The sequence below is a fragment of the Pseudomonas sp. GW821-FHT02C04 genome (genome assembly GCF_059421845.1).
In genome coordinates this window covers 298,015-313,896 of record NZ_JBWKVT010000001.1, presented here as the reverse complement: position 1 = coordinate 313,896, position 15,882 = coordinate 298,015, and the positions used below count along the sequence as shown (strand labels likewise).

The following is a 15,882-nucleotide window of genomic DNA, read 5'->3' as shown; positions in this document are numbered from 1 at the left end:
GTCGACACCGAGAATCCATCCTTCGGGCAATTGAGTGATGCGCCATCCGCAACACCCAGAGCGTTGCGGTTGGCGCAATACGCTATTGCGCGGCCCGGCAATACTCGAACACCAGCGCCTTCTCTACCCTTGGGCACCTGGCGCAGGGCTCCCCATCGGCGCCCTTCCCCCGGTCGCACAAGGAGCTGTTCATGATCCCGAATCCGTCATCAATGCCCGCCGCGCGCCTCTCGTGTGTCAAACCCTCATGAAAAGCAGCCTCTTGAGATCCAGGCCTCTATGGATCAGCGCAGCAGTTCTCGCCTCGCTCGGTGCAATCGGGGCCGTCGTACTGATGTGGCACCCGGCGATTGCGCCCGTCGAGCGCCCGCGAACATTCAGTTCAGAGCAACTGCAGCGCGGTGCGCGAGTGGTCGAGGCCGGTGACTGTGCGGTGTGTCATACACGTCCCGGCGGACAATACCTGGCGGGGGGACTGGCCCTGGTGACGCCGTTCGGCACGCTTTACAGCACCAACATCACACCCGATCCGCAGACCGGCATCGGGCAATGGTCGCTGCCGGCGTTCGAACGGGCGATGCGTGAAGGAATCTCCCGCGACGGCCACTTCCTGTACCCGGCCTTTCCGTATGTTCACTACCGGCGCATGACCGCAGACGACATCGCCGATGCGTATGCCTATTTGATGAGCGGCCCGGCCGTGAACTCGCCGGCCCGGGAAAACCGCATGAATTTCCCGATGAACATCCGCCCGCTGGTGTCGTTCTGGAATCTGCTGTTCCTGCATTCGAAACCACTGACGCCGATGGCGCAGCAGTCTGATGCATGGAATCGCGGGCGTTACCTCGTCGAAGGGCCCGGCCATTGCGCAGGCTGTCATTCTCCGTTGAACCTGATCGGTGCCGAGAAGTCCGGCGAAAGCCTGTCGGGCGGTGCTGTTGACGGCTGGGAAGCGCCGTCGCTGCTCGGCATGGCTCACCGTGCAAACGCATGGAGCAACGATCAGTTGGTGGGCTATCTGCGGGCAGAAGTGGTGGACGGCCACGGCACGGCGGCCGGCCCGATGCGCCCGGTCAGCCTCGGTCTGGCCAGCCTGCCGATCGGTGAGGCACAGGCGATTGCCGTGTATCTGCTGAGCCTGCCGGCAAAAAAAGCGATCACCGAAATTCAAAACACAACGGCGAATGCAGGCCCCTCCGATCAGTCCACGGGCACCCTGCTGTTCGCCAGCGCCTGCGCCGGCTGCCATGCCACCGCGGCGTCTATGCGCGAAATCGACGGGCGTCCGTCGCTGGATCGCACCTCAGCGCTGCAAGCCTTACACCCGCGCAACTTCCTGAAAACAGTACTCGAAGGTGTCCCGACAACACCGGGTTTGCCCGGACCGGTGATGCCGCCGTTTGCTGCCAGCCTCGACAACGATCAACTCACAGCCCTGGCGACATACCTGCGTCGACAAGCCAGACCCGACCAGCCCTGGACCGACCTTTCTGCCACCCTCGAAGCGCTACGTCAGGAGACGAAATGACCCACCTCACGCTCAACGTCAACGGCGCCGTCCAGCCCCTGGAGCTGGAACCTGACATGCCGCTGCTCTACGCGCTGCGCAATCATCTGGGGTTGAACGGCGCCAAGTACGGCTGCGGCCTGGGGCAATGTGGCGCTTGCACCGTCATCGTCGATGACAAGCCTGTCTTTTCCTGCCTGACACCCTGCGCGGGCCTCGATGGCAAAAAAGTCCGAACGGTCGAAAGCCTCGGCACCGTCGAACACCCCGGTCCTTTGCAGCAAGCCTTTATCGACAAACAGGCGGCCCAGTGCGGTTACTGCATTGCCGGCATGTTGATGCGTGCGCAGGCGTTGCTGGAAAGCAACCCACATCCGGACGAACAGACCATTCGCGAGCACATGGCAGGCAACCTGTGTCGCTGCGGCACTCACTTGCGGATTATCGAAGCGATCAGCCTGGTGGCCGGGCAAAACGGGAGCGCGCCATGACAGGAGTCAAAGAGGTCGATCACAGTCGCCGCGCGTTCTTGCGTGGAGGCGCCTTGCTGGTAGCGTTTACCCTGGTGCCCGCAACGCGCCATGCCTGGGCGGACACCGAAGTCGATACGCTTGGCACCGTGGTGCTGGCGCCTGACCTTCCCGGCAGCCTGCGCACCAACCCCTGGCTTGATGCCTGGATCCGCGTCGGCCCTGAAGGCATCACCGTCTACACCGGCAAGGTTGAACTGGGCACCGGCGTCAAAACAGCCTTGCTGCAAATTGCCGCTGAACGTCTGGAGGTGTCCCCGACAGCGATCAACCTGCTTACCGCCGACACCGCACTGACGCCAAACGAGGGCTACACCGCCGGCAGCCACAGTATTTTCGACAGCGGAACCGCGCTGTTCAACGCGGCGGCACAGGTGCGTGAGCTGCTGCTGGCGTCGGCCGGGCGAAGCTGGGAGATGGCGCCTGCCCGGTTGACGACTCGGGAAGGCATCATTCACGGCCCCACCGGACAAAGAATGTCCTACGCCGATGCGGTCAGAAACGTTGATCTTCACCTCTACGCCAAGCCCGAATCGCCGAGCGTGTCCGCGACGTCATTCAAGGTGATCGGCCATTCACTGCAACGGCTGGATATTCCGGCCAAAGTCAGCGGCGGCGCCGCGTTTGTCCAGGACATACGGCTGCCGGGCATGTTGCACGCCCGGGTCATTCGCCCGCCTCGGCCAGGCTGCACGCTGGAAGCCTTCGACGCGCAGTCAATCAAAACGCTGTCCGGTGTGGTGCAGGTAATTCGCGACGGCAACTATCTGGCCGTAGTGGCGCGTGACGAGTGGCAAGCAATCAAAGCCATGCGCAGCGGATACGAATCGGCGCGCTGGACTGGCGGGCAGGCGATACCCGAGGCGCAAGACATTCATGCGTTGCTGGAGAGCCTCCCCTCACGCCGCTACCCCATCAGCCAGGAGGGCACGCCGCAGGGTACGACCGACAACAGCTATCGCGCACGCGTGACCAAGCAGTACCTGATGCACGGCTCCATCGGCCCGTCGTGTGCCGTGGCCTGGTTCAAGGACGGCACCCTCACCGTCTGGACCCACACCCAGGGTGTGTATCCCCTGCGTACCGGGATCGCCGAAATGGTGCGATTACCGCCAGAGCGCGTTCGCTGTATCCATACCGAAGGCTCCGGCTGTTACGGCCACAACGGCGCAGACGATGCAGCGGCCGACGCGGCGTTGATTGCGATGCGCCTGCCGGGCACGCCGGTGCGAGTGCAGTGGATGCGCGAACAGGAGAACCTCTGGGAGCCTTACAGTTCAGCGATGGTCACCGAAGTGCAAGCCAACCTTGATGCACACGGAAGAATGCAGGACTGGAATTATGAACTGTGGACAACACCGCACAACGAACGCATCGTCAATGCCGGACGATTGCTTCCTGCGCGACTTCTGGCTCGACCCTTCGTCTCCGCGCCTTCGTTGCCGATCGCACAACCTGAAGGCGACGGCGATCGCAATGCAGTGCCGCTGTACGCGCTGGCCTCCAAACGCATCAACATGAATTTCGTCACCGAGATGCCGTTTCGCACCTCGGCCATGCGCTCGCTGGGCGCGCACATCAACATCTTCGCGATTGAAGCGTGCCTGGACGAGCTCGCCGCCAGGGCCGGGGTCGATCCGGTTGCCTTGCGTCTTGCGCACCTGACGGATCCCCGGGCACGGGCCGTGGTGGAACAGGTTCGCGACGCCGTCGACTGGCCGCAAAAAAGCAGCGAGCCTGGCACGGGCCTCGGCTTCGCATTCGCTCGCTACAAAAACATCATGGGCTATTGCGCCATCGCTGTACGTCTTCGGGTGCATCCGCAGACCGGCGAAGTGCAGATCGATCATGTCGTCACGGCAGTGGACGTGGGACAGATCGTCAATCCCGATGGGCTGCGCAATCAGGTCGAAGGCGGGATTGTCCAGTCCACCAGTTGGACGCTGTATGAAAAAGTCGCCTACGACGCCGGTGGCATACGCAGCTACGACTGGAGTGGCTACCCGATCCTGCGCTTCCCGCAGGTGCCGAAAAAGGTCGACGTTCATCTGCTCGACCAACCGGGACAACCGTTTCTGGGGGCTGCCGAAATAGTCCAGGGCCCCATGGCGGCGGCCATCGGCAATGCCGTGGCGAACGCCACCGGCCGGCGCTGGTTGAACCTTCCTCTGACCCGCTCGGATCAACCGTCCTGAACGTCGCAGCGTTGCACTTCACGCAATGCAGCGTAGCGACACGCATGGATTATCAAGCGCTGAGCAGCCGCTTAACGTAAGGCCATCCGGTGCCAGACCCAACCCAACGTCCGACACCCTCTGCCGACGCTTTTCAAAGACTGGAGAACACTCATGACGCAGCACCTGTTCCGCCCTATCGCCCTGGGCCCCTACACACTCCCCCATCGAGTGGCGATGGCGCCGTTGACCCGCTCGCGCGCCGGACAACCCGGCGACATTCCCACGGCCATGAACGCCGAGTACTACCGCCAACGCGCGAGTGCCGCGTTGATCATCACCGAAGCAACGCAGATTTCCCGCCAGGGCCAGGGTTATGCCTGGACGCCTGGAATCTACAGCGATGAACAGGTGCAAGCCTGGCGCGAAGTCAGCAGCCAGATACACGAGGCCGGCGGGTTGATCTTCATGCAGCTTTGGCATGTGGGTCGCGTATCGCACCCCAGCTTTCAACCCGACAACGCATTGCCGGTGGCCCCGAGCGCATTGTCCGTTCCGGGCAAGACCTTCATCGTCGACGCGGATGGCAACGGTATCTGGGGAGATGTTCCGGTACCGCGCGCACTGCAGACGTCGGAAATCGCCGACATCATCAGCGACTACCGCCGGGCCGCGCGCAATGCGCTGAACGCCGGGATGGATGGCGTGGAAATTCACGCGGGCAATGGCTATCTGCTCGATCAATTCATCAACAGCAACAGTAACCAGCGCGAAGATTCGTACGGTGGCAACCTGGAAAATCGTGCACGCCTGTTGCTGGAAGTGGTCGCCGCCGTGGTCGACGAAGTCGGTGAAGAGCGCGTGAGCGTTCGTCTGACGCCGATGGGGCGCTTCATGGGTATGGGCGATGAGACGCCTGAAGCGACGTTCGGCTATATCGTGCGTTCGTTGAATCGCTGGAAACTGGCCTACCTGCATCTGGTCGAGCCCGCCGTCGTAGGCACCGTCAAGGATGAGAACTACGATCCGCGTTGGGACGCCATCATCAGTCAGTTGCGTGCGGCCTGGGACGGCGTGCTGATGATCGCCGGAGGCTACGACCCCGAGACGGCGGAACAGGCCCTGATTGATGGCCGCGCGGACATCATCGCGTTCGGCAGACCGTTTCTGGCCAACCCCGATCTGCCAAGGCGAATTCGCGACGGGTTGTCGCTCAATACCCCAGACCCGAGCACCTTCTTCGGTGGCGACCAGCGTGGCTACGTGGATTACCCGGTTCACTCCTGATTTTCCATGACAACCTGTGCGCCCATTGGGATCCCTGTCTGTCTGGCTGGCATGGGAAAAGGGGACGGATTTATTTTCAGAAAATAAATCCGTCCCCTTTTTTGCATCAGTTGCGATAGCGTGCAGCCGGCTCACTGCGCGACAGATCAGGCATCAGCTTCTGCCGCGCCGCCTCGTAGACATTCCAGTCGGCGATTTCAGGAAGCGCCGGGATGGTGACGAACTCGCCTTGGTCGAGGCCGGACAGCGCAGCATCCACCATGTCGTCCGCCCGCATCACAATCGCTTCCGGCAGATGCTCCAGCGGTGTTCCGGCCACGCTCCAGAATTCGGTGGCCGTTGCGCCGGGCAGCACCACCTGGACCCGGACATATTTGTCCGCCAGTTCGTGACGCAAGGATTGGCTGAACGCCAGGACGAAAGCCTTGGAGCCGCCGTAAACACCATTCAACACCTCCGGGGCGATGGCCACGATCGAGGCGATGTTGATCAGCGTGCCACCGCCGCGGGCGACGAAGCCTGGAACAGCCGCGTAAGTCAGTCGCATCAGCACGTTCACGTTGAGCGTGAGCAAGTCTTCGAGTTTGTCGACGTCCGACTCCAGCAGAGGCTGAGTCGCGCCAACCCCGGCATTGTTCACCAGCAGAGAAATGTTGGCGTCCGTTCTGAGCCGCGCTTCGACCCGTGCCAGATCGGCCCTTTCGGACAGGTCGGCCGCTAGAACTTCAACGTGGCGACCAGTCTCTTCACTCAGGCGCTCAGCCAAAACATTCAGGCGATCGCGATTTCGCGCGACCAGGATCAGGTCATGGCCACGACGGGCCAGGCGTTCAGCGTAGATGGCACCGATGCCGGACGAAGCGCCGGTGATCAGGGCGGTGCCGAGGCGGGATTGAGTCATGTCGAATCTCCAGGGTTGTGGGAAGTACCGGAGAACAGAATGCGACGGCTTGGCCATATCTCAAATGACGTATAAGGTAGTGAATCAGGACAACCGAGAAATCACCATGCATCGCATCGGCTACTTGCTCACCGACGGTTTTCAGGTGCTCTCCCTGGCGACTCAAGCCGTTTTCGAGTTCGCCAATCAGATCGCCGAAGCGCCCTTCTACAGCGTCGAGAACTTCTCGCCGGACGGCGGCATGGTGCGCTCCTCACTGGGGCTGGCCATGGAAACTCGCCCGCTCGAAGCACCCGGACTGGCCGATACCTGGATCGTTGTCGGGGTCAACGATCCGGTAGAAACCGATACAGCCTCCGCTGTGCTCGACTTCGTACGCCAGGCCGGCAATCAGGCACGGCGCACCGTCGGCATCTGCACCGGCGGCTTCATCCTCGCCGAAGCCGGTCTGTTGACCGGACGCCGCGCCACGACCCACTGGGCCTACGCGCAGGCCTTGCAGAAGCGTCACCCCGAAATCAGCGTCGACGTCGACCGCATCTATATCGTCGACGGCCCCTTCTGGACTTCGGCGGGCATGACCGCCGGCCTCGACCTTGCCGTCGGCATGGTGGAGAAGGATCTGGGCGCCGACGTCGCCCGCTCGGTGGCGCACAAACTGGTGATGCACCAGCACCGCTCCGGCGGGCAGTCGCAGCATTCGGAAATGCTCGACCTCGCACCCAAATCCGACCGCATCCAAAGCGCACTGAACTATGCACGGCAGCATTTGAGCCGACCGCTCAGCGTCGAGGAACTGGCCGGTGTGGCACACCTGAGCCCTCGCCAATTCACCCGCATATTCAGCGCAGAAACCGGACAGTCTCCCGCAAAAGCAATCGAAGGCCTGCGTCTGGAGGCTGCTCGATTGATGATCGAACAGAGCCGACACTCACTCGATGTGGTTGCCAGCGAATCCGGTTTTCGTGATCGGCGCCATATGCGAGAAGCGTTCATTCGAGGATTCGGCGTGCCTCCGCAGGCGGTACGGCGGGATGCGCGCCAAGTGGTGGTCAAGCGGGTAGAAAGTTCAGAGCTCGCTGACTGACAAGGCTGTCGAACTGGATGCCGGTCTGATCCCAAGAATAAAAAAGCCCGCTCAACGGCGGGCTTCGTAATCGGTTTGTTCTAGGGGGCGCGGCTAAAACTCTTACGCAGTTCGTGTTCCAGCTTCTGACAGGCATCTGCGATTACGCTTTTTCCGAGTGCCGGGCCGGAGTAGCTCTCTACCTCCTGGCGGCATCGGTCGATGGCATCCTGGACTTGGGCTTCTTCGTTGTCTTGCGGCTTGTCTCTGAGATAAACACCAAAAAACCAGTACAAGGCGACGGCAGTCATGACTCCAGCGAGAAGTTTGCTGGGGAGGCGCACTTTTCCTTCTGACCGTGGTGCCGCTTCCGGCGCAATCCGTACTTTCTGCCCAAGGTTGGATTGGCAGTGCTTGCATAAAATGGCGTCAGCCATGATGACTTCTGCGCAATAGGGGCAATTCTTTTTTCCAGCCACCACAGATGAAACTCCCTTTTCAAAAACCGGATTCTATCATCGGGCCGGGAGCGGTCAGAGAGGCATCTTTGTTTTGTTGCCTTTGTTTTGAGGTGTGCTGAAAAAATAAAAATATGGCCGAGGTCGTCAGTTATGCCTGACAACCTCGGCCATTTTCTTTCCGGCTATTGAGCGACAGCAATCAGCCGATCAGGTCTTCACCTCGACATGATCCAACGCCTGATTCACCGCCAGCCCCGCAACCATGACCACCTGCGCAATGCCCAGCGCGGTTTTGCGGTGGGCGGGTTCCAGGATGGCGGCGAAGTTGTTGAGCATTTCGGTGACGGAGCCGAGGGATTCGCTGGCGTTGGCCAGGAGGGATTCGCTGTTGTAGGCGGGGTTGGCCAGGAACATCGGGTCGTGTTTGTGGTGGCTGCCCATGATGCGTTGTTGTGGGGTGAGGTAGTGGTCGAGGGCGCGTTCGGCGGCTTCGTTGAGGGTTCGGGAATCGGGGAATTGGTAGGGGGAAACCGGGTCGGTTTCGGGTGGATTTGGTGTTGGTTTGATCATAGATGTAACTCCAGGGTGAGAAAGTGGAGCCATCAACCTCGCTACCAAACGAGGGTGGTGGCCATACGGAGGTTGGTAGACCGGTCACCTGGATACCCGGCGCGCCCGAAGACGCCCTACGCATGGCCACCATAAAACAGAGGACGAAAGAGTCCCTGCAAACTGGTGTTGCGATGCGACAGGTAAACCGGGCTACCAAACCCGATCACTGTTTTTCAGTGACCATGGAACGATAAGACCCGCGCCCTGGACGCACAAGCCGGCGGATTCTGGCGTAGTCGTAGGCAATGACGCAAGGTGATGTAGCCTTGAGGGCGTAACGGGTGGTGTCTTTTAAACAGGTTTCTTTGGGGTGGTTAAACGGGTGGATCAAGAGCGGCCCTCGCCCTTTGTTTTTTAAAGATCTCATGGGAGGGATGGTCTGTTTATCGTCATCCCCATTACCCTTCGTCAACACACACCTGGATCAAGAAAGAAATGAAGTTCACCGAGGAAATCCGCGCGGCCTTCCCCATCAGTAATCCGATGCCACCACTACTGGTGCAAGCCCTTCATCTATTGGAAGAACACGGCTGTGTCCGGATACACCGCGATGGCGTGCGCTACATGACGCTGCATCCGGAACCTGAAAACAGCGATATCGCCACGACAACTTTCTACGTCCCGGATCCTGCCTTTACCGCGCTATGGACCCGAAGTGACGATCCCGAAGTGAATCACCGACTATCGATATTCTTGAGAACCGGTGGCGATGGTTCGTGGGCCGGACTGTGGCGGGACGACAACGGGCAACAACGAATTGTCCATCTAGGTTCGGGGTCAGGATCCGACATGCTCTGTGTGTTGACCGATAACGTGCAGGATCTATTGCGCCTGCTGGCTATCGGGTATGACGAACTCTGCTGGCCAGAACAATTCCAGCTGACGCCTGAAGAAGTGCGTGAAAAAGAATACGGCGATGACGATTACCCGCCCCCGCCTCTTCTGTTGCGGGCCCATGTAGAGCGAACGCTTGGGCTGAATATCCCGGCAAGAGCGTCAGAACTCGTTCCCCACACTGAAAGCATGGATGCGCTGGAATCGAACGATCCATTCTGGAACTGGCTGAAGCAGGTTGATGGGGAGTAGTTCCCATTGTTCGGGCGTCAGCTTTCGGCCAAAAGCAGACGCCTCCTGAAAAAATCAGCAAGACTATTTTGCTACTATCGCGCGCTATAGCCCAATTGCACGAAGTAAACCTCAGGTATTTACATGTTCGACAGAAGCGACTTTGATCAGCTTTCAAGGGAACAGCAGATTTGTAGGGCTGCACAAAGTGTTTGTCGCGGTCTCTACTACGTCACCTATCCAAACGACGCCTTTCGACATCCTGAGTCGCAGGAGACCATCAGGATAACTCGCGCACCCAAACGGCATGGTGAAAACGGACTGAAATTCTGGCTCCAAGCGGAGTACTTAGATTGCCAACCTGAAAGTGACAGCCATTTCCCACAGCACGTATCCGACGCTAAGTTTGAGGAAATCTCGGAAGCTGTTTTCAATCAGATGATTGTGGACCGGACGATTGATTTGATTGCACCGCTCAAGCAACCGCTGCATGAGCCGACAGGTTTTGTCGGAGCGTTGTTGATGTACTCAATGAAGACGGACTTCATCGTTTCACTTTTCGCAGAGTATGACAACGAGTACATTCATTTCTATTGGGACACGATTTCATAAGCTCTGGCACCAAGGACTGAACGCGGATTAATTCGAACGTCCGCTTGGGCTCAAAAGCAGCCTTTTGTGACTGGCAGCTTTCGGCCCAGAGTGTGTAAAAACACAACTACGCTCAAAGCCCTGTATCGAATTTTTATTTCGTTGTACGTTGAAGCAACGGACGGCTTTGAACTGAATGATGACCGTCCCCGGCCACAACACTCGCACAGGAATGCACATGATCGATGGTCCCGCCGTTTTGACAGTTTTTTTGGTTTACCTGGCTGGTGTCGTTATTCCAGGGCCAAATTTCGTTGCAGTAGTCCACAAAGCGGTAGCTGCTACGCGGTCAGAAGCTTTGGCCTTGGTAGCAGGTATCGTATTGGTCAATTTATTCTGGGCCACCTGTGCAATCGCAGGTATCGGTCTTGTATTTGCTGCTTTTCCTTGGGCAGCGCTGATCGTAAAAGTTCTGGGGGCAGCCTATCTGATGTGGTTTGGATTCCGACTGCTACTCAAGGCTGGGAATAGCGCGCTTACCCCCTGTAACAATGCTGTCCTCGGAAATTTTCGGCAGTCATTCATTCAGGGGGTCGTTACGAACATTGGCAACCCTAAATCCATGGCCTTCTATGCCGCTATTTTCTCAGCGGCAGCCCCCACCCACGTTTCACCAAGCACGTTTTTGTCGATGCTGGCAGTCGTAGTGGTGGTTTCGATGACTTGGTATGGAATGGTCGCAATCGCTCTTTCGCAACCTCAGATCGCTTCAGCGTATCGAAAGAGGAAAAAAGCTATTGATCGATTATGCGGTGGTTTGATTTTGTCTCTAGGGATCCGGCAGCTGGTTCAATAGGTCTAGGATTGAGTCTCTATCCAACCCGAAAACCCTTGCTATGATTTCTGAGGATTTCATCGCAAGGATCGCCCAAAAAAGGAAAAAAAGGGGACGGATTTATTTTCCAAAAAATAAATCCGTCCCCTTTTTCGGAAAATGGAAAATAAATCCGTCCCCTTTTCTTCTCCCAGCCGCCATTTTTCAGTCCCCATGTTTCTTGATGAAAGCGGTTCCGGCGACCGCCCGGTCGCCGGAACCGCTCTGGGTATCAATTTCCGCCGTGAGGCAGGAACACACCACGGAATCGCATCTTCCCGGAGGACAGGCGTTCATAAGCCTCCGTTGCCTGGTCAAGCGAGAAGGTTTCGACAATCGGCTTGACCTTACCCTTCGCGGCCAGGTCGAGAATTTCGGCGAGGTAGTGCTGTCCTCCATGCGTGGAGCCAACCACCCGTTGGCGCATCATATGGAATGGCTTGCCTTCGGACGGAATCGAGAACGGCTTGCTGAAGTCGAGCCCGCAAAGGACGATGCGACCGTCAGGATTGACCCCCGCGAGCGCTTTTTCGGCGGTTTCGAAGTCGTTGGTGGTGATCAGCAGCACGTCGGCGCCACCGACTGCCAAGAGCTCCTCGGCATTGGTGACGACGTGATCTGCACCCAAGTCGGTCGCAAGCTTGTGCTTGTCTGGGGAATGCGTGATCGCGATGGTCTCGAATCCGCATGCCTTTGAGAACTGCAAGGCGACGTGGCCCAACCCGCCGATACCCAGCACCGCGACCCTGTCACCCGGTTTCGGCTCCGCGTCTCGCAGACCGCTCCAGGTGGTATAACCCGCGCACATCATGGGCGCGGCGTCCGTGTAGGACAGCCCATCGGGCAACAGTACGGTGCCCTCCGCAGAAATTGCGATGTACTCTGCGTGCCCGCCCTGCGACGCGAAACCAGTCGTTCGCGGCGAAACGCAGTTCATCGCCGTCTGGCCACTCAACGGGCGGTTCTGGCGGCAGTACGGGCATCGACCGCACGAGGACTGTACCCAGGTGGTGCCGACTCGGTCTCCAACCTTGCGCGTGTGGACGCCCGCACCGACTTCGACGATTTCGCCGACCACTTCGTGACCCGGGGTCTGGGGATAAATGTCACCGCCAGCCCCCTGAGTTGCCCATACGTCCGTGTAGCACATGCCGGAGGCGTGAACTTTCACCAGGACCAGCCCTGGCTCTGCCTTGGGCATGGGAACCTCGTGAACCTCCCAGGGTTTGTTCGCGCCGGTCATCACAACTGCCTTCATCTTCATCGCATGTTCCTTTCGATCAGGTGGTCATTACTGTTAGGGCTGCGGACGAGATGCTCTGAGAGCGACACCGGCCATTTCGGACTCGCGATGCTGCAGCTTCATTCGAGTCTATGGCTCATTGACTGTCGCAACAATCTGGTCAATATTTGATTCCATGATGAAAGTAATTCACCAATCCAAGGGCAATGACCTGTCGGCCTTTGCCGCATTCCTGGCGGTCGCAGCCCACCGAAGTTTCCGCAGCGCCGCAATCGATCTCGACATGACGCCCTCGGCGATCAGTCACTCGATCAAGGCTCTCGAACAACGGTTGAACGTCCGCCTTTTCAACCGGACGACTCGAAGCGTCTCCTTGACCGAGGCGGGAGAGCGCCTGGCCATAAAACTAAGACCGGCAATGGCCTCAGTTGAAGAAGCCGTTCGGGAGCTGGAGGGCAATGACCACGCTCCGAGCGGAACGGTGCGAATCAATGCCAGTGAGGGCGCCATCCGGTTGGTACTGTGGCCAGTGCTTGCGCGCTTTTTGCGCGAGTATCCTCGCGTCCATCTCGACATATTCAGTGATGGCAAGCTGAGCGATATCGTTGCCGATGGTTTTGATGCGGGCATCCGATTAGCGGAAGCTGTACCAAAAGATATGGTGGCCATCCCAGTCATGGGAGAGGTCCGCTTTGCGGCAGTGGCGTCGCCCGAGTACCTCGAGCGACGCGGATATCCAAGGGTGCCGCAAGATCTGTATGACCATCATTGCATCCGCTTCCGGTTTGAAAGTGGTGCAATCTACCGATGGGAGTTTGAGCGCCATGGCGCTGTCGAAAGGATCAACGCTCCCGGCCCTCTCACGTTGACTGATCAACCGCTGATGGTGGAGGCAGCAATCGATGGAGTAGGCATCGCCTTCGTGCCCGACCATCTTGCAGCCAATGCGCTCAAGGACGGCCGACTCAAACAAGTTCTGGAAGAGTGGTGTCCCGCGCACCCGGGGCTGTGCCTCTATTACTCGGCGAATCGCCATGTACCATCCGGTTTGAGAGCGTTGATCAATATGCTGACTGAAACGCGGTCCGGCAAATAGACGACCTTGCGGCTAAGAGGCGACGGGCTGGTTGTAACTCGGAAAAAGGGGACTGATTTATTTCTCTGCGGCTAACAGAAAATAAATCAGTCCCCTTTTCTGAGGCTCCCTACGCTGATGGAGCGATCTCCCTAGAGACAGCTTTGGCTCGAAAGCAGTCGTCCTTGAACGTCTGCTTTTGGCCGAAGGCGGTCAGTCGTGAACGTCGGCTATCAGCCAAAAGCGACTGTTTTCGACCCAAAGCAGCCATCCCCTGCTGACGATTAAGTTCATGCACCCACGTCATTTACCAGTTTGCGCCAGCCATCCTTTGCTTCTTGCTCCGAGGTAAAGACTTGTACTTTTGGGGGCCAGAACTGCCCCTCGATTACGATGCACTCCAAGGTAGAGTCCTGAAACGTAAAGACGTAATGGATAGCATCTTTCATGAACCGCTGTTTATCGTGTCGAGGGTGAACGGCGCTTCTCTGCTCAAGCTCTGCTAGCCAAGGCGAATTATCTATTCGATGAATTTGGTAATGCTTAAGGCCTAGCCCAATAAGCGGATGGCCGCCCAAAGCCTCGTCGTTCGGCGAACCGAACTGGATTTTCTTTACTAACGGAAAATGAACCACCGCTACTTCTTCCCCAGCGGTGCAATACCGTAAACATAGCTGCGTATCCGTGGCGAACACCACGGGTTCGGGCGACGTACTTGGCTGTGGCCAGGAGTCGAGCAGCACTACGGTCGCTAATGTCATGGGGGAGCCTAGTGAATGAATGGGAACTAAACAGAGTGCTAGAGCCACTCGTTGTCGTCAAACCTTGACGATCGTGACAGGCCGCTTCTGGCCGATAGCGGACATTCGTGGCGGCCGAAATCAGCCCTCCTTAAAACACTCACCCCTCAGCAACTCGTCCCCCAACCCAAGCACGGCTATACCCAACCACCCTCCCCGCCACCCCCAGCGGAAAATGAATCACCCCATGCGCCGTTTCCGGCAACAAATGCACTTCAACCTCCGCCGCCCTCCCCCAACGCTCAGCCAGTTCAAGCGTGTCATCCCTGAGCGGATCCAGCTCCGCCGCAAACATCAACGCCGGCGGAAACCCGGTAAAGTCACCATACAACGGAGACAACGGCGGCTGCCGGCGTTCTTCGTCGCTCAATCCCGGAGTGAGCATTTGCAGCGCTTCAACCATCCCTGGCCCATCCAGCAGCAAGGTCTCGGGTCCGGCTTCGCGCACGCTGGGGGTTCCGGTCAGGTCGTAGACGCCGTAGTACAGCAGCGCCCCGCGCACCCGTTCGAGCATGTCCGGCCATTGTTTGAGTTGCAGCAGGGTCGCAGCGGCGAGGTGGCCGCCGGCCGACTCGCCCACGATGATGACGGGCAGGTTCGCAAATTCATGGCAGTCATCGCTCAGCAGCCAGCGCGCCGCCGTGAGGCAGTCCTGCATGACGCCTTCAATCGGTGTCGAGACCACCAGCCGATAATCGACCGAGACCACGGCCAAATCGCAAGCTTTCACCATGGCGATGTTGAGGTGGTCGTTCATCTGCGCGTTGCCGATGACCCAGCCGCCGCCATGAAAATCCAGCACCACGCCTTTGGCTTTTGTCTTTGGCCGAATGATCCGCACTGGCACTGAAGCGCCATCGGCGCCCACCACTTTGCGTTCTGCCTTGAGCCCGTGCTTGAGCAACTTTCTCGCGCCGCCCAATTGGCTGAGGCGAAGCAGCATCTGAATCACCCGCGGCGTGATGCGATTACGGATGCGAAAGCGCGGCAGCCGGGCAAGCTTCTTGTTGAACGCGCGCAATTGCGCTAATTCGTTTTCGTCTGCGGGCCAGTCCATTGATGTCTTCATTTCGTCCTATTTATTCGCGGTTGTTGCGCAGAATGGAAAAATTCAACGCCGCCGCGACACACAGCCATGCCAGATAAGGGAACAGAATCAAACCGGTAATCACATCCAGGCGCAATGCCAACACCACCATCGCCGCGACCACCAGCCACAGCAGCGTGATGATCAGCATGCCGGCGAAGATACGATGGGCACCGAAGAACACGGGCGTCCACAAGGTGTTCAATGCAATTTGCGCCGCCCACAAGGCCAGAACCGTTTCACTGCCGGGCGTCAGGGTCAGACGATAACCGACCCACGCGAGCAACAGGTAGATCGTTGTCCAGGCAACGGGAAACACCCAGTTGGGCGGTGTAAAGCGTGGCTTGTTCAGCGATTCGTACCATGGGCCCGGTTGGAAAATCATCCCGGTGCTCGCTGCCGCACCGCAGGCCAACAGGAAAATCAGAAAAGTCATCGTCTGTCCTTGGCTGATATCAGCTCATTGGGTCTGTTCCTGCTTGGATGCCCGGAGCCATGTAAAAAGTTCATCGGCCGTTATCTCGCATCGCTGATAGGAATAGGCAATGCTCAAAGACAAACCGACATAGGTGAGCGTTTCTTCGATGGATACCATGAGCTGAAACCCCA

Annotated in this window: 16 protein-coding genes; 9 read left to right on the top strand and 7 right to left on the bottom strand. The window is 58.5% G+C overall.

Features of this window, described 5'->3' with window-relative positions; genetic code table 11:
- The first annotated feature begins 262 nt into the window (after positions 1 to 262).
- The 4 genes from AC07VV_RS01345 to AC07VV_RS01330 all read left to right on the top strand — a co-directional run bounded on the left by AC07VV_RS01345 (position 263) and on the right by AC07VV_RS01330 (position 5,498).
- Complete coding sequence (locus AC07VV_RS01345; RefSeq protein WP_495034945.1) at positions 263 to 1,528, top strand: c-type cytochrome; 1,266 nt, start codon at positions 263 to 265, stop codon at positions 1,526 to 1,528.
- Positions 1,525 to 1,998 carry a (2Fe-2S)-binding protein gene (locus tag AC07VV_RS01340; RefSeq protein WP_495034944.1) on the top strand — a complete coding sequence of 158 codons (474 nt, stop codon included), beginning with the start codon at positions 1,525 to 1,527 and terminating at the stop codon, positions 1,996 to 1,998. The genes AC07VV_RS01345 and AC07VV_RS01340 overlap by 4 nt, the downstream gene beginning before the upstream one ends.
- Positions 1,995 to 4,232, top strand: a complete 2,238-nt coding sequence (locus tag AC07VV_RS01335) for a xanthine dehydrogenase family protein molybdopterin-binding subunit (protein ID WP_495034943.1) — start codon at positions 1,995 to 1,997, stop codon at positions 4,230 to 4,232. Before AC07VV_RS01340 ends, AC07VV_RS01335 begins: the two co-directional genes overlap by 4 nt.
- A gap of 153 nt (positions 4,233 to 4,385) precedes the next feature.
- Positions 4,386 to 5,498, top strand: coding sequence for an alkene reductase (locus tag AC07VV_RS01330; protein WP_495034942.1), 1,113 nt, complete (start codon positions 4,386 to 4,388; stop codon positions 5,496 to 5,498).
- Positions 5,499 to 5,604: 106 nt separating this feature from the next.
- Here the strand turns inward: AC07VV_RS01330 and AC07VV_RS01325 are convergent, their stop codons facing one another.
- On the bottom strand, positions 5,605 to 6,399 hold the full coding sequence (locus AC07VV_RS01325; protein ID WP_495034941.1) for an SDR family NAD(P)-dependent oxidoreductase: 795 nt from the start codon (positions 6,397 to 6,399) through the stop codon (positions 5,605 to 5,607).
- Positions 6,400 to 6,505: 106 nt separating this feature from the next.
- Here AC07VV_RS01325 and AC07VV_RS01320 point away from each other — a divergent pair, with 106 nt between their 5' ends.
- Positions 6,506 to 7,486, top strand: coding sequence for a GlxA family transcriptional regulator (locus AC07VV_RS01320; protein ID WP_495034940.1), 981 nt, complete (start codon positions 6,506 to 6,508; stop codon positions 7,484 to 7,486).
- Between the two features lie 80 nt (positions 7,487 to 7,566).
- Here AC07VV_RS01320 and AC07VV_RS01315 read toward each other — a convergent pair whose 3' ends face one another.
- Both AC07VV_RS01315 and AC07VV_RS01310 read right to left on the bottom strand, forming a co-directional pair.
- Complete coding sequence (locus AC07VV_RS01315; protein WP_495034939.1) at positions 7,567 to 7,902, bottom strand: hypothetical protein; 336 nt, start codon at positions 7,900 to 7,902, stop codon at positions 7,567 to 7,569.
- Between the two features lie 231 nt (positions 7,903 to 8,133).
- Positions 8,134 to 8,496 carry a DUF6124 family protein gene (locus tag AC07VV_RS01310; protein WP_096820603.1) on the bottom strand — a complete coding sequence of 121 codons (363 nt, stop codon included), beginning with the start codon at positions 8,494 to 8,496 and terminating at the stop codon, positions 8,134 to 8,136.
- Positions 8,497 to 8,973: 477 nt separating this feature from the next.
- On the opposite strand from AC07VV_RS01310, the gene AC07VV_RS01305 reads away from it, so the two are divergent.
- The 3 genes from AC07VV_RS01305 to AC07VV_RS01295 all read left to right on the top strand — a co-directional run bounded on the left by AC07VV_RS01305 (position 8,974) and on the right by AC07VV_RS01295 (position 11,050).
- A complete protein-coding gene (locus AC07VV_RS01305; RefSeq protein WP_495034938.1) occupies positions 8,974 to 9,624 on the top strand; it encodes a hypothetical protein in 651 nt (216 codons plus the stop codon).
- A gap of 123 nt (positions 9,625 to 9,747) precedes the next feature.
- Positions 9,748 to 10,215: a hypothetical protein gene (locus AC07VV_RS01300; RefSeq protein ID WP_495034937.1), complete on the top strand. Its 468-nt coding sequence runs from the start codon at positions 9,748 to 9,750 to the stop codon at positions 10,213 to 10,215.
- A 217-nt stretch (positions 10,216 to 10,432) separates the two neighbouring features.
- Positions 10,433 to 11,050 carry a LysE family translocator gene (locus AC07VV_RS01295; protein WP_495034936.1) on the top strand — a complete coding sequence of 206 codons (618 nt, stop codon included), beginning with the start codon at positions 10,433 to 10,435 and terminating at the stop codon, positions 11,048 to 11,050.
- A 250-nt stretch (positions 11,051 to 11,300) separates the two neighbouring features.
- On the opposite strand, the gene AC07VV_RS01290 is transcribed toward AC07VV_RS01295, so the two are convergent.
- Positions 11,301 to 12,332, bottom strand: a complete 1,032-nt coding sequence (locus AC07VV_RS01290; RefSeq protein WP_495034935.1) for an alcohol dehydrogenase catalytic domain-containing protein — start codon at positions 12,330 to 12,332, stop codon at positions 11,301 to 11,303.
- Positions 12,333 to 12,489: 157 nt separating this feature from the next.
- Between AC07VV_RS01290 and AC07VV_RS01285 the strand changes: the two genes are divergently transcribed.
- A complete protein-coding gene (locus AC07VV_RS01285) occupies positions 12,490 to 13,407 on the top strand; it encodes a LysR family transcriptional regulator (RefSeq protein ID WP_495034934.1) in 918 nt (305 codons plus the stop codon).
- A 269-nt stretch (positions 13,408 to 13,676) separates the two neighbouring features.
- On the opposite strand, the gene AC07VV_RS01280 is transcribed toward AC07VV_RS01285, so the two are convergent.
- The 3 genes from AC07VV_RS01280 to tspO all read right to left on the bottom strand — a co-directional run bounded on the left by AC07VV_RS01280 (position 13,677) and on the right by tspO (position 15,709).
- Complete coding sequence (locus AC07VV_RS01280) at positions 13,677 to 14,147, bottom strand: hypothetical protein (protein WP_458555819.1); 471 nt, start codon at positions 14,145 to 14,147, stop codon at positions 13,677 to 13,679.
- Between the two features lie 139 nt (positions 14,148 to 14,286).
- The gene (locus AC07VV_RS01275) at positions 14,287 to 15,255 is read right to left on the bottom strand and encodes an alpha/beta hydrolase (RefSeq protein WP_495034933.1); all 969 of its coding nucleotides are present in this window, start codon (positions 15,253 to 15,255) and stop codon (positions 14,287 to 14,289) included.
- 10 nt (positions 15,256 to 15,265) lie between these two features.
- Complete coding sequence (gene tspO, locus AC07VV_RS01270; RefSeq protein ID WP_493066254.1) at positions 15,266 to 15,709, bottom strand: tryptophan-rich sensory protein TspO; 444 nt, start codon at positions 15,707 to 15,709, stop codon at positions 15,266 to 15,268.
- Between the last annotated feature and the right edge of the window lie 173 nt (positions 15,710 to 15,882).